This is a genomic window from Sphingomonas sp. CCH15-F11 (assembly GCF_001557005.1).
Lineage (GTDB): Bacteria > Pseudomonadota > Alphaproteobacteria > Sphingomonadales > Sphingomonadaceae > Sphingomonas.
This window is the reverse complement of record NZ_LSKG01000085.1, coordinates 38,658-50,974: the sequence shown is the minus strand read 5'-3', so window position 1 is coordinate 50,974 and position 12,317 is coordinate 38,658. Positions and strand designations below refer to the sequence as shown.

Sequence of the window (12,317 nt, the reverse complement as noted above, 5' to 3'; positions counted from 1 at the left end):
GCTCCACCTCCGTCGGCACCCTCGCCATCGACCGCTTCCTCCGCCCCGTCTGCTACCAGTCAGTCCCCGATGCGCTCTACCAGAGACTCGGGTGACAACGTGCCGGTAAAGCTCTCATATGACAGCGGATACTAGGAGCTCGGACGTTTCGGGAAGGGGGCGGTGGAGCGGGTAACGGGAATCGAAAAGACTGCAAACGCGGCAGATTTCCGAGGTTTTGGCTGATGTAGACTTTCGCTTACACCCCCAATTATACCCCCTGAAGCAAGCCTCTGTCGTGCATGTCACAAAAGGTGATGCGCTTCAGGAGTGCCAGTCGCCCGACATTTAATGAGCGTCCACTGTTGGGCCGATAGTGGATTGACGGCTATAGGCGCAAAAATTGCCAAAGCTGACGTTGAGTTGGTTAGTCTTTGATGTGATCACCGCCGCGCGCCGCTGGTCCTGCCGGGGTTCATGCAGCCTTTCCGACCCGTTCGAGGATCGCGGCAACGCACTCGAGGACGGCCTTTCGCTCGACGCTCTCGTCTATCAGCAATTGCAGTTCCGCGTCGGTGGGTCTGACGGCCTCTGGCCCGATCGCCGGGAGCTTGGATCCGAGAATTGCAGCGGCGATCTCTGCGGCCGCGCCGCCGCTCGCCCCGATGGGCAAGAGAAACACGCCGGCCTCGCGCGCGATTTCGAACTCCTCCATCACCCCGCGAGCCACTACCAAGTCCCCGCCGTCTATTTTGGCTCCGCCGATGAATATCACCGCGCCCGCCTGACGCGCGAGTTCATGGCGCAACATCGTCCATTTAGCTTGATCGGCCGCCCGGCCCGCCAAGGGCTGCGGAAACGGCCGGGCAATGAGCCTACGGCTCAGATCCCATCCGCCGCGGTCGCGCAGCGCCTCTAAGAAACCGGCAATGGTGCCCGATCCCACCAAGAGGCCCGCGCCGCTGACAAGGTCGCGCGCCGTGTGTCCGATCCAGCGCCCGATATCTTCGGCCAAAGAATAACGCGCGGCAGCGCCATCACCATCTTCGAGCGGCCAGCTCCCGCTCACCCATACCCGCCGGGCCGCCACGCGCCGCTCGATTTGGCGAAGCAGGCCGGGGACTTCGTCATAGCTGTCGATTTCGACGGCAACCAACCCGTAGCGCCTCAAATCTTTCGCCCATAGCTTATGCTGCGCCAGCCGCGCCTTATACTCGTCCTCGGTATCGAAATCGTCCGGATGCGGAGGCCGAACGATCGCGAAATGCTCGGGGGGTGCATCGGTAAAGCTCTCGCGGATCAGCGAGAGAACATGTCGGATATTCGGGTCGGTGAAGCTCAAACCAACGAACAGTATTGATTTGTTCGTGAGATGGGCCTGAAGGAGCGGCAGGAATGCCCCTCGCCGACTGCGGAATAGCTCATAATCGTCGGTTGAGATCACGATGTCATCGAGCCGGTCGATCGAACCGTGCATTTTGTAAAGCCGTGCGGCGCCCGGCGTCGGCTTGAGCGACAGATCCGCTGCGCCCGACAATGCGTCGAGCGGCCGGTCGATCGCCGCAAAAGCGCGTTCAACCAAGCGATCGTAATTGGTCGTCCAGATATGATGCACTGGCAGCCGGGCTATCACCTCGAGCGTAGCGGGGACGTCATGGTCCTTACCGATCTGCTCCTTGATGACATTGCGGACGCGCGTTGCGCTGCCGCTCTCCTGAATGCTCCACTGTGCAAGGGCCGCCAGATCCTGGATATCGCGCGAACTTACGCCAAGTTCGTCGCCGATTTCACGCAGCAGAGAGACCCAGGACGGATAGCCGGCAGCCATCGACATCCCTGCTCCGACGAACACCGCGCCGACGCCATCGGCCAAGGCGGTCGGATATTCCTTCAGGAAGCGCGTCATCGCCGCTTTGGTCATTCCCCATCCACCTTGTTCGTTAGGGACGCGGGCACGGCATGCTGCCAGACTGCCCGTTCTTGCCGCCCGCCGTCAAAGCAACAGGCGCATTTCCGGCTCCTCAGCTACCGTTAGTTCATAGGCTTCCCGTATCTGGCTGAGGAACTGCGTCTGCCCGCCGTAGCTGGGATGTCGAACAGGGATCATCTCGAGACGGTCGTCAATACGAACTACCGCTTGCGCGGCATCATTGCCGATCGCGAAAATTCTTCGCGGTCGCAGCAGCGTAATCAGGAGAGACAAGATTTCCTCGCCCGCCCGGCGCTCTTTGGAATTATGGGTGCGATTGGTAAAGGGCCGTCCGGGTTCGTGCGGATGTAGCGGAAACACATTCCAGAGGAAAATGCGCGCGTCGATCTGCGCCAGCATCGTCCAGATGACCGCAGCGGTGCGTTCGCCCACGACGTCTCCAACGGTTGGCCGTTCGACCTCGACGCCCCACCGGCTCATGTGCGCACCGGCATGGACTTCGTCCGTCAATGCAAGGCCGGTTCGCCGACCCCCGCGATACCCGAGATCACGCCCGACCCAGATGGCATCGACCGGGGCCGACATTGCGCTTTCGAGCATCGCCGCCAACGCGGCTGAGCGCGTTTTTGCCGCATCGGTTCGATCAAAGGCTTCGCAGCGGTCCGTATAGGGGTTGAAGCAATGGTCGAAGGTCAGATCGGAGACCGCGCGAACAAAGGACTGGGTATTCATTTTGGCTCCTCAAGCGGCTCGTAACGGATGGTGCGCGCATCGCGATCACCCACGATCCACCCGCCTTGCGCCTCACTCATTTGCCTGAAAACCGCATATCCGTCCAGAATGGCGCGCTCCCACAATTTGGGTGGGCAGCGCGAAACCTCATAACCTTCGACGAATTCGCTGATCGTTTTGAGGACACCGAAAGAGATGCGCTTTTGATCTTTGAAGAAATTCAGATCCTTCGCTCGCGAAAATATCCAGGCCGTCAGACCTTCTTCGACGACGATCGCGCGCCCGCTATCCTGCTCTTCATCATAGTCCTTCCGGCTCTTTCGCTTCTGCTTGATGAGCGCGCGCACGACAGGCGACCAATGAAGGATTGCCGCATTTGCGAAATGGAAGACATCGTGGAAGCGGTAACCGTCGCGGTCCGCGATATTGTCGGTCAAAGGATCGCCGATGAACACATCGTTCCACTGCAGATAGGTCCTGCCGCTCGCCCGCTGGCTGACCTTGATGCGAAACTGCCGGGGAAGCTGCTCTTCTGGCAGGAAGCCCTCATCGAAATCGCAGAGGTCCGTCGGATCGGGGACCAGAAAAGCGCCGCGCGTTTTTTTAATGTTTGTGCGGACCACGGTGGAAAAATCGAGCGCTGCGCCGCTGAGTGCCTGTAGATAATGGCCAGCGAAGGTTACAAGGTCAGCGCGCGCGGGCGACTTCCCCAGTAGCGCCGACGCGGCACGGCCCAAATCAAACAGCGCGGTATCGAGATGAACATTCGTGTCGGGTACCATGATATGGGCGATCGCGCCTGGGCTGTAATCGCTCGCTGCGCCGATCTGCCGATAGGTCCCGTTCGCGCTCGCTTCGGTGAATATCTCCTCCAGAGAAAAGTCGGTACGGCGGCAAAGGGCGGCGAAATACCAGAGCGTGTCTCCGAACTCTTCCTCGGCCGCCTTGCGGAAGCCGGGAAAGGCGTCGCCTTCGCGCTCATGCTTTTTGGATGTCGACATGATGCCGCCGACTTCGCCGAAAAGTCCGAGCAGAACCGGTTCGAGACTATTCGGATCCAGCACATCGGTGCCCTCGATCCGATCGATATAATCGCGCAGCGGCACCGAACCGCGCACAGTGTCAGTACCGGACGCCGCCACGAAGCTGTCTCCATTCATAAGGGGCATCCTGATATCCGCCGTCGCCGAGCGAGCGCACCCAGGCCTCGAATGCACCGATCAATCTAGGGTCGTCGAAAACATTCCGACCGATCCCCGATTTGCAGACCTGACGGCCACCCCCATCAACCAGGTTCGCAGGAATTTTCGGCCCATATCCACCGAAGTAAATGAAGTCCTCGCTGATCAGCACGCGATTAACGCCCGTGTCCCGCGCGATGTGGCGTTCGTGCTGATCCCCCGTATCGGTTGTGTGGAAGGAATCGCGTTGTAACCACCCATCGTCATCCGGATTGCGAAAATAGATATTGTCGCCGCAGCTCTGCTTCCGGCTGCCGCTGCGATAGGGCCTTTTCCTTGCGAAGTGCGGATCGGCATTATAGTCCTGAAAGCTCAGGATTTCGGTCACGCGCATTGCATGGACAAGATGGCCGCCGCGCTGAATACGCCGCTCATTGCTACCAGTACCCACGATCCAGTCACCGATACTGGCCGATCTGCGGATATCGGGTTTGCAAGTCGCGAGCGTGCAGTAGCCGTAAAAAGGGTTCGGCGCGAAGCCGCTATCATAGCGCACGACGTACGAATGGAGCCGCGGCATCAACAGGGGTGTTTCTTGAGACCAACCGTATCGCACGGACCGCCATCGGGCTTTTCCCAACTATCCTTGCCGTTGATGGCGTCGATGATGGCATCGCCGTTCCAGCCCACGAGCGCATCGGCATATTCGCTGAGAGCGGCCGGCAAATCGCACTCCTTCTCACCATGTTCCCAAACACCGACGATGCGCTTCCCCTGCTTGGCCGCATATTCGATTTCCCAATTGACCCACGCGCTGTCCTTGGTCTGCGGCGAAACATAGCAGATGAACACACCGGCCCAATTGATCGCGGGCGCAAGTATCTGGGTCTTAATATAATTTTCGTCCGACCCGTTGTTGAACTTGCCTGTATGGATCGACGAATCCCTTATCGTCATTCCCTTCGGCGCCAACAGATCCTTAAGCTTACCCAGTCCTGCGTCGTCTTTGTGCACATGGCTGATAAAGACGTTCTTCATGTCCGACATTCGAACTCCCCCAATATATATCCGGACATTTTAATGATGATTGACGAAGGAAGAAAGGCATTTCCGAAAGGACGGTAGCATTGATTAGTCGAAATTAGATCTATTGCCCGCCACCGCGGCGTGGACTGTCGTGGGCTCCTCTTGGCGCATTAGGAATAGCGCCGGGTATGCCGGGCGGCGGGAGACAGCCGCATACAAGCGCCGCCGCTGAATCCGAACAGCGAAACGCGATCGCCGGGACGATGGTGGCACAAGAAGTGCTAGGTTGCGAAGACGCTGTCATCGAGTCCGTAGCATGACCCGAGGCGCGCCCAGCTAGATAGGTTTTTTAAGTGGCCGAAGGTGGCGATCAGCTGCGGTTCTTGAAGCAATAGATAGCGCTGCCGGTCTCGGCGAGATCCCAGTGATGGGCGACGCGGTCAAGCAGCGCGGTGGTCATCTGCGGGTCGCCAAACACAGTCGGCCGTGCGGAAGCATCCTTCCTCTGGCATTTAAATGTCAGCTCTTAGGAAAACATCACATGGCTGGCTACGACGTAGATTGAGGCGCAAAGCTGACAAAAAGTCCAAATTTGTAATGGCGTTTCGCGCCTGAGGCGCGATCATGCTCTATTCCGCTGACGCTCCACCGAGCCCCTGGCGGGTCTCGGCCCCTGCCGGGGTGGCGATCATTAACGCGGAGGGCCGGCGAAGTGCCGGGGATGCGGACAGCGCTGACGCGCTGGCGTTGGTCCGCCGGCCGCGGCCAAGGGGGGTGGGCGTCGCTGCCCTCTAGTCCCGCCGCGGCGGTCTGCAACCCGGGCTTCGCCCAGGTCCTCCACTGCGTTGCGGCCCTCCGGGTGCAGCCCGCCGCTCGAGCGGGACCGCCGGTTCGCTCCTTGCCGCCCACCCCCCTTTTCCGGGGGCGGTGCGGTGTTCGAAAAGGAGTAAGGACCATGGAACTCAAGCATATCGACATCGCCAAGCTGAGCGTCTCGCCTGTGAACATGCGGGCAGGCCGCAAGGCCCCCGACCTCACCAACATCCTGCCGTCCGTCCGGGCGAGGGGCGTGCTGGTCCCGCTGATCGTGCGGCAGAACGGATCGCCCGACACCTATGAGATCGTCGCAGGCAAGCGGCGCTATCATGCCGCGCTGGCCGTTGCAGAGGAGGGCGGGGACGTGGATGCGCTCCCTTGCGCGGTCATCGATGCCGGAGACGATGCCGCAGCGCTCGAAGCTTCGCTGATCGAGAACATCGCCCGGCTCGATCCCGACGAGGTGACCCGGTGGGAGACCTTCACCCGGCTGGTCCAAGAAGGGCGCAGGCCCGAGCAGATCGCGGCGGTGTTCGGGCTGACCGAGCTGCAGGTGAAGCGCACCCTCGCGCTCGGCAACCTGCTGCCCCGCATTCGCAGCCTCTATCGCAGCGAAGCGATCGATGCCCTGACCGTCCGGTACCTGACCCTCGCTTCCAAAGCCCGCCAGCGCGAATGGCTGGCGATGCTGGACGACCCCGATACCCGGACGCCCACCGGCCATGCGCTCAAGTCATGGCTGTTCGGCGGGGCGTCCATCTCGACCAAGGTTGCGCTGTTCGACCTTGCCGGGTTCAAGGACGAGATCGTCGCCGACCTGTTCGGCGAGGACAGCTATTTTGCCGATGCCGACGCGTTCTGGGCTGCGCAGCATGCGGCCATCGCTGAGCGGGCCGAGGCCTATCGGGCGGCGGGCTGGGCCGAGGTGGTGATCCTTGAGCCGGGACAGCATTTCCAGAGCTGGGACCATGAGAAGCGGTCAAAGCGGCAGGGCGGCAAGGTCTATATCGCCATCGGCCATCGCGGCGAGGTGACCTTCCACGAAGGCTATCTGAGCCACAAGGAAGCGCGACAGCTGGCCAAGGGCAACGCCCCCGAGGCACCCGCCGACAGGCCCGGTCGCACGGAGATCAGCGCGGCCTGCAACGACTATGTCGACCTTCATCGCCATGCGGCGGTTCGCGCCAGACTCGCCGAAGCGCCGGGGATCGCACTGCGGGTTGCGGTGGCGCACATGATCGCAGGTTCGCCTCTCTGGTCGGTGCGTATTGAGCAGCAGCGGGCCGCGACACCCATCGTCGAAAGCGTCGAGCTCTCCGCATCGGAAGCCGCGTTCGATGCCAAACGCCGGGCCATGCTAGCGGTGCTCGGATTCGACGGTGACACGCCGACCCTTGCCGGCGGGGAGGGGCTTGGACTGGCAACGCTGTTCACCCGGTTGCTGCCGCTTGCCGACGAGCAGGTGCTCACCATCCTCGCCATCATCATGGGCGAGACGCTCCATGCGCGCAGCGAAATGGTGGACCAACTGGGCCAGCATTTAGACATAGACATGGCAGCGGTCTGGCAGGCGGACAATGTCCTGTTCGACCTGATCCGCGACCGCGAGGTGCTGCTTGCCATGGTCGAGGAGGTGGCGGGCAAACCCGTCGCCGAGGCTAATGCCAAGGCGACCGGCAAGGTGCTCAAGACAATCATCCGGGACTGTCTGAGTGGTGAGAACGGACGGGCAAAGGTCGAGGGCTGGGTGCCGCGCTGGCTGCGGTTCCCGGCATCCGGCTACACCGCGCGGGGCGGGGTAGGGGCGGTGGATCGCACCAGAGCGGTCGCGATGCTGATCGGTCTGCAGTCATCTGCCCAGCCACAGGCCGAACCGGTCCAGCCCGATGCTTGATCCGAATGCCCGGCGGCGTTGGTGCCGCCGGGCTTCACGTCCGGCGAGCTTTTTCTTGTATCCCCGGTCCCTTATGCCTCAAGGTTGAGTAGCCATCATGAAGACCAGCCTCGATCATCTGCCTGACCGGAAACGACGCGATCTTGAGCGCGTCGTGCAGCTGTTGTTCGCCGAGTTCGAGGATGCGACCGCGCTCGCTACCCAGAAATGGAAGAAGCAGGGCCGCATCCTCAAGGTGATCCTCTACGGATCGTACGCGCGCGGGGACTGGGTCGAGGACCCGGTCGGCGGATACTTTTCCGACTATGACATCCTGGTCGTGGTCAGCGACGAGCGGCTCACGGACACGCTCGAGTTCTGGGCCAAGGCCGACGAGCATCTCACCCGCGAGGTGACGATCGCCCAGCGTATTTCGGCACCGGTCAACTTCATCGTCCACAGCCTCGCCGATGTGAACGACCAGCTTCAGCGCGGGCGGCCCTTCTTCATCGACATCGTTCGCGATGGCGTCATGCTGTATGAAGTGGAGGGTTACCCGCTCTCACGACCAGAGACCGTGTTGCCAGCAGAAGTGCTGTCTGAATCTCGAACTCACTTCGCGAAATGGTTCCCAAGTGCAGACGCCTTTCTTGCATCTGGTCGCTTTCTGAAAGAGCGTGGTGACAGCAACGAGGCGGCTTTCAACCTGCACCAAGCAGCCGAGAGGCTTTACCATTGCGTGCTACTGACCCGCTCGCTGTACAGCCCGAAGTCGCACAAGCTCAACTTCCTGCGCAGCCAGGCCGAGCCTTTGGTGCCCGAGCTGATCGAGGTCTGGCCGCGCAACACAAAGTTCGGCAATCGCTGCTTCGAACTGCTGCGGCAGGCCTATGTCAACGCCCGCTACTCCCCGCATTACAAGATCACGGGTGAGGAACTGGCATGGCTGGCCGAGCGGATCGAGCTGCTCCAGTCGCTGGTCAAACAGGCCTGTGAGCGCCACATCGCGAGCCTCGAGGCCGCCGTCTAGGCGGCCATTCTCACGCCATTATCGAACATAAACTCGCGCTGATCGTGGAGCGGATCGGCACTCTGTCGGCAGCGCGCATTGCTCGTCCGAGCAACGCTGATCCACTCAACCCGCCATGCCAGCTCGAGTACATCGCCTCGATCAGTGCGGCCGATCGTCACGATCCCGGCACCTTCGACGAGCACCGAGAACCGCCATGCCCGAGTGGTGGAATCGACATCGCCTTGCAGCAAAGTTCCGTCCGATGTCGCGATCACGAACCCGTCGCCTGCAGCGCTGGCGGACAGGCTGATCACGTCATCCAGATCGCCCGATAGCTGCAGCCGGGCGTCCTCGAGCGGTGTAATCCTGATCGCCATGTCGGTGCCCCCTGATCGAATCACTGTGGGCTGATCGATAGAACATAACAGGAACATTGAGAAGGCAGGTTCGGCTCAGGGACGGTGGGAATGTAAGGCAAGATAAAAGCGCTGCCTCCAAGCGGCAGCGAACTTGGCGTCTGCACGTCGTTTTGGATGGAGGCATGGGTTGGGCGGTGCCTCCAAATAACTGCTGACGACCCAAAACTGGCGCGACTCTGCGGCTTTCCAGCCGATGCGAGTGGAGGCCCTTGCAGCAAAGCCACGGCGCACCCTCATCTGCTGTCTTTGCGGAGAAGCAGGGCGATGGCCGAGGATGAGTTCGGACTTTGGTTGGGGCGGGTGGGTGCTGACCGGCCGTTCGCGCACCAGCTGCGAAAGGCAACGAACCTCGCGGGTGGCAATGCCCGGTTGCGAGGCCGGCGCGCCAGCTTCGACGGCAGCCGGATCGGGCGCGGGTCAGGGGTTGGCCGGATGCTCGGTACATCGGCCCGCTCGGGCGGCATGCGCACGCGCCGGGTAGTTGTGAAGGCGCGGTTCGCGAAGCTGGCCGGCAGGGGCGCGGGGGCGGCTCACGCGCATCTGCGCTATCTCGAGCGCGACGGCACCACCCGCGAGGGCGGGCGCGGGCTTTTGTACGGCCCGGCGAGCGATGCGGTGGACGGCAAGGCGTTTCTCGAGCGCAGCGCGGGTGATCGGCACCAGTTCCGGTTCATCGTCGCGGCCGAGGATGGCGCGCTGTACGACGACCTGAAGCCGCTCGTTCGGCGCTGGATGGCACAGGTTGAGCAGGACCTCGGCACCAGGCTCGATTGGGTCGCGGTCGATCACTTCAACACCGGCCATCCCCATAGCCATGTCCTGCTGCGCGGGGTCGATGATCGCGGGCAGGACCTGGTCATTGCCCGGGAATATATCAGCCGGGGTCTGGCCGGGCGCGCCGCCGAGTTGGTCAACCTCGACCTCGGTCCCCGCACCGACCGCGAGATCTTCGAGGCGCGCCAGCGCGAGATGGTGCAGGAGCGGTTCACCCGGATCGACCGCACCTTGCTCGCATCCCGCGACCCGGATGGATTGGCATCGTCCTGGCATGCGAATAGCGAGGAGCAGAGCCTGCGGGTAGGGCGGCTTCACATGCTGAGCCGCATGGGCCTCGCCACCGAAGAGGGCGGGGGCCGGTACCGGCTTGCCGACGATCTCGAGCCGACGCTTCGCGCAATGGGCAGGCGTGGCGACATCATCGCCATCATGCAAGGACGGTTGAAGCGCGCGGCCCCCGAGGTCTCGCCCCAGGACTATGCCATCTACGATCCGGCCGAGGGCAAGCCGCTGATCGGCCGCATCGCCGCGCAGGGTCTTGCGGGCGACCACCATGACCGACCCTATCTGATCGTCGCTGCGACTGATGGGCGGAGTCATTATGTCGCGGTTGGCGATCGATCCATTCTGGATGGAACGCGCGGAGCCGAGATCGTTAGGGTCGACCCAATGGTGCCGCAGGTGCGCGAGGTGGACCGGACCATTGCTGAGGTCGCTGCTGCCAATCAGGGCATCTACAGCGTCGATCATCATCTGCGGCATGACGCAAGCGCCAGCGAGCGCTTTGCCGAGGCGCATGTCCGTCGGCTCGAGGCGATCCGGCGGGGCCGGGGAGCGGTCGAGCGGCTCCCCGATGGCAGTTGGAAAATTGCACCTGACCATCTCGACCGTGTGCTTGTGTTCGAGCGAGGCGCAGCGGCGGCACGGCCGGTCGAGATCGCACCGCTTGCGACCCAGTCGCTCGAGCGGCTGACCCGGCATCAGGGCGTCACTTGGCTGGACGAGCAATGCGTAGCCAGGGAACCGGAGACGTTGGGGCGTGGGTTCGGGGCGCAGGTGCGCCAGGCGCTTGCGGTTCGTCGGCAATGGCTGGTGGAGCAGGGGCTCGCCTGGCGCGATGGCGCGACCAGCACCTACCAGCCCAACCTGATCGCCACGCTCCGACAACGCGAGCTGCAGCAGGTCGCTGGCCAACTTTCAAAGGAAATGGGCCTCGAATACACGCCCCATCAGGGCGGGACGGTCGAGGGCATCTACCGCGGGTCGGTACAGGTCGGGACCGAGCGCTTCGCGGTGATCGAGAAGTCGCGCGAGTTCACGCTCGTGCCCTGGCGACCGGTGCTCGAGAAGGAGATCGGACGGCCAGTGTCCGGCATCGATCGCGGCGGCACGATCAGCTGGACGTTGGGGCGCCGGCGCTCCGGGCCTAGCATCGGTGGGGTCTGATCATCGCCAATGGCCCAGGGTGCCCCGGCGAGCATCTGTCGCGAAGGCCGGTCGCCAATCATGCTAGCCCCATGCAGACCCGCAAGACCCGCCACCAATTTTACCTGCCCGACGCGCTGTCCGAGAAGCTCGACGCCATGGCGGCGAAACCGGGCGCGTCCAAGACCGCGATCCTGACCGATGCGCTGACCGCCTGGTTCGACCGGCGGGCTACCAATGAGCTCGACCAAAGGTTCGGCATCCGGCTCGACCGGCAGAGCCGCATCGCTGACCGCACCGAGCAGAAGATCGACTATTTGACCGAGGCGCTGGGGCTGTTCATTCGTCACCAGCTGACGCTCACCGCGCATCAGCCCGCGTTCGATCCGGAGACCAGCCGCCTTGGCCGCGTGCGGTATGACGAGTTCGTCAAGCTCGTCGGACGCTTGCTGGCGCGCGGCGATAGCGAGGCACGGCTCACGCATGGGCAATCGGACAAGGGACGGACCGGTGACTGAGCCCAACGCCCATCCGCATGAGAGCCGCGACACGATCGACGTCAAGCCAATCACGCTAAGGATCAGAGAGGCTTGCCGGATCACCGGCATCGGGCGGTCCAAGCTCTATGAGCTGATCAAGGCCGGTGAGATCGAGGTCATCAAGCTAGGCACCATGACCCTGGTGTCGATGCGCAGCGTTGAAGAAATGATCGAGCGAGCGAAAGCGCGCGACGGGGCGCGATGAACCCGCCTCAGGTTGCCGGATGGCGATAGTGGAGATTGGGTGTCGCCGTTGCCGGTTGTCCTGCAGCGGCGTCTTGGGGGATTGTTGGTCGACGAAACGCCCGTGACAGCTTTGCGCCTCAATTTCGGTCGTTCGCCCAGCCGGCAGTTGATCCCGAAAGCCGTCGTTCGTTCAGGTGGTGTAAGCGGACCCGAAATGGCGGGAAGCGGAATGGCTGCTTTCGGGGGAGGGTTAGCTAAACCCGGCACTGGTTCATCAAGCGCGCCGTCTCAGCTATGCACCCTGAATTCGGCTGTTCAACGTCCAGCGCAGCAATCTCGAGAGCTAGGCTGGCTGAAGACCGACTCGCGGTGTCAAGCCTAACGATCGTAAGCAATCTAGAGAATAGAACGATACCGTTACG

General features: G+C 62.4%; 11 protein-coding genes. 5 read left to right on the top strand and 6 right to left on the bottom strand.

Annotated elements, in window-relative coordinates:
- Window positions 1-454 precede the first annotated feature (454 nt).
- From AX709_RS08105 to AX709_RS08085, 5 genes are all read right to left on the bottom strand, one after another.
- The gene (locus tag AX709_RS08105) at window positions 455-1,900 is read right to left on the bottom strand and encodes an SIR2 family protein (RefSeq protein WP_066548634.1); all 1,446 of its coding nucleotides are present in this window, start codon (window positions 1,898-1,900) and stop codon (window positions 455-457) included.
- 72 nt (window positions 1,901-1,972) lie between these two features.
- Complete coding sequence (locus AX709_RS08100; RefSeq protein ID WP_066548633.1) at window positions 1,973-2,641, bottom strand: uracil-DNA glycosylase; 669 nt, start codon at window positions 2,639-2,641, stop codon at window positions 1,973-1,975.
- Entirely contained in the window at window positions 2,638-3,801 is a 1,164-nt protein-coding gene (locus tag AX709_RS08095; RefSeq protein WP_066548629.1) for a nucleoside triphosphate pyrophosphohydrolase family protein, read from the bottom strand. The genes AX709_RS08100 and AX709_RS08095 overlap by 4 nt, the downstream gene beginning before the upstream one ends.
- The gene (locus tag AX709_RS08090) at window positions 3,764-4,402 is read right to left on the bottom strand and encodes a hypothetical protein (protein ID WP_066548626.1); all 639 of its coding nucleotides are present in this window, start codon (window positions 4,400-4,402) and stop codon (window positions 3,764-3,766) included. Before AX709_RS08090 ends, AX709_RS08095 begins: the two co-directional genes overlap by 38 nt.
- Window positions 4,402-4,869, bottom strand: a complete 468-nt coding sequence (locus AX709_RS08085) for a TIR domain-containing protein (protein WP_066548625.1) — start codon at window positions 4,867-4,869, stop codon at window positions 4,402-4,404. The genes AX709_RS08090 and AX709_RS08085 overlap by 1 nt, the downstream gene beginning before the upstream one ends.
- A 934-nt stretch (window positions 4,870-5,803) precedes the next feature.
- Between AX709_RS08085 and AX709_RS08080 the strand changes: the two genes are divergently transcribed.
- Together AX709_RS08080 and AX709_RS08075 are read left to right on the top strand one after the other, a co-directional pair.
- The gene (locus AX709_RS08080) at window positions 5,804-7,558 is read left to right on the top strand and encodes a ParB/RepB/Spo0J family partition protein (protein WP_066548623.1); all 1,755 of its coding nucleotides are present in this window, start codon (window positions 5,804-5,806) and stop codon (window positions 7,556-7,558) included.
- Between the two features lie 97 nt (window positions 7,559-7,655).
- On the top strand, window positions 7,656-8,567 hold the full coding sequence (locus AX709_RS08075; RefSeq protein WP_066548621.1) for a HEPN domain-containing protein: 912 nt from the start codon (window positions 7,656-7,658) through the stop codon (window positions 8,565-8,567).
- On the opposite strand, the gene AX709_RS08070 is transcribed toward AX709_RS08075, so the two are convergent.
- A complete protein-coding gene (locus tag AX709_RS08070) occupies window positions 8,564-8,926 on the bottom strand; it encodes a hypothetical protein (RefSeq protein WP_066548618.1) in 363 nt (120 codons plus the stop codon). The two genes, AX709_RS08075 and AX709_RS08070, sit on opposite strands and share 4 nt — an antisense overlap.
- Window positions 8,927-9,232: 306 nt before the next feature.
- Here AX709_RS08070 and rlxS point away from each other — a divergent pair, with 306 nt between their 5' ends.
- The 3 genes from rlxS to AX709_RS08055 all read left to right on the top strand — a co-directional run bounded on the left by rlxS (window position 9,233) and on the right by AX709_RS08055 (window position 11,914).
- On the top strand, window positions 9,233-11,191 hold the full coding sequence (gene rlxS, locus AX709_RS08065; RefSeq protein ID WP_066548616.1) for a relaxase/mobilization nuclease RlxS: 1,959 nt from the start codon (window positions 9,233-9,235) through the stop codon (window positions 11,189-11,191).
- 71 nt (window positions 11,192-11,262) lie between these two features.
- The gene (locus tag AX709_RS08060) at window positions 11,263-11,688 is read left to right on the top strand and encodes a CopG family transcriptional regulator (protein WP_066548612.1); all 426 of its coding nucleotides are present in this window, start codon (window positions 11,263-11,265) and stop codon (window positions 11,686-11,688) included.
- Window positions 11,681-11,914 carry a helix-turn-helix domain-containing protein gene (locus AX709_RS08055; protein WP_066548601.1) on the top strand — a complete coding sequence of 78 codons (234 nt, stop codon included), beginning with the start codon at window positions 11,681-11,683 and terminating at the stop codon, window positions 11,912-11,914. The genes AX709_RS08060 and AX709_RS08055 overlap by 8 nt, the downstream gene beginning before the upstream one ends.
- Window positions 11,915-12,317: the final 403 nt, after the last annotated feature.

Excerpts from the sequence above, each read along its gene's own strand:
- AX709_RS08105 (WP_066548634.1), bottom strand. The coding sequence starts at position 1,900 with ATGACCAAAGCGGCGATGACGCGCTTCCTGAAGGAATATCCGACCGCC.
- AX709_RS08100 (WP_066548633.1), bottom strand. The coding sequence starts at position 2,641 with ATGAATACCCAGTCCTTTGTTCGCGCGGTCTCCGATCTGACCTTCGAC.
- AX709_RS08095 (WP_066548629.1), bottom strand. The coding sequence starts at position 3,801 with ATGAATGGAGACAGCTTCGTGGCGGCGTCCGGTACTGACACTGTGCGC.
- AX709_RS08090 (WP_066548626.1), bottom strand. The coding sequence starts at position 4,402 with ATGCCGCGGCTCCATTCGTACGTCGTGCGCTATGATAGCGGCTTCGCG.
- AX709_RS08085 (WP_066548625.1), bottom strand. The coding sequence starts at position 4,869 with ATGTCGGACATGAAGAACGTCTTTATCAGCCATGTGCACAAAGACGAC.
- AX709_RS08080 (WP_066548623.1), top strand. The coding sequence starts at position 5,804 with ATGGAACTCAAGCATATCGACATCGCCAAGCTGAGCGTCTCGCCTGTG.
- AX709_RS08075 (WP_066548621.1), top strand. The coding sequence starts at position 7,656 with ATGAAGACCAGCCTCGATCATCTGCCTGACCGGAAACGACGCGATCTT.
- AX709_RS08070 (WP_066548618.1), bottom strand. The coding sequence starts at position 8,926 with ATGGCGATCAGGATTACACCGCTCGAGGACGCCCGGCTGCAGCTATCG.
- rlxS (WP_066548616.1), top strand. The coding sequence starts at position 9,233 with ATGGCCGAGGATGAGTTCGGACTTTGGTTGGGGCGGGTGGGTGCTGAC.
- AX709_RS08060 (WP_066548612.1), top strand. The coding sequence starts at position 11,263 with ATGCAGACCCGCAAGACCCGCCACCAATTTTACCTGCCCGACGCGCTG.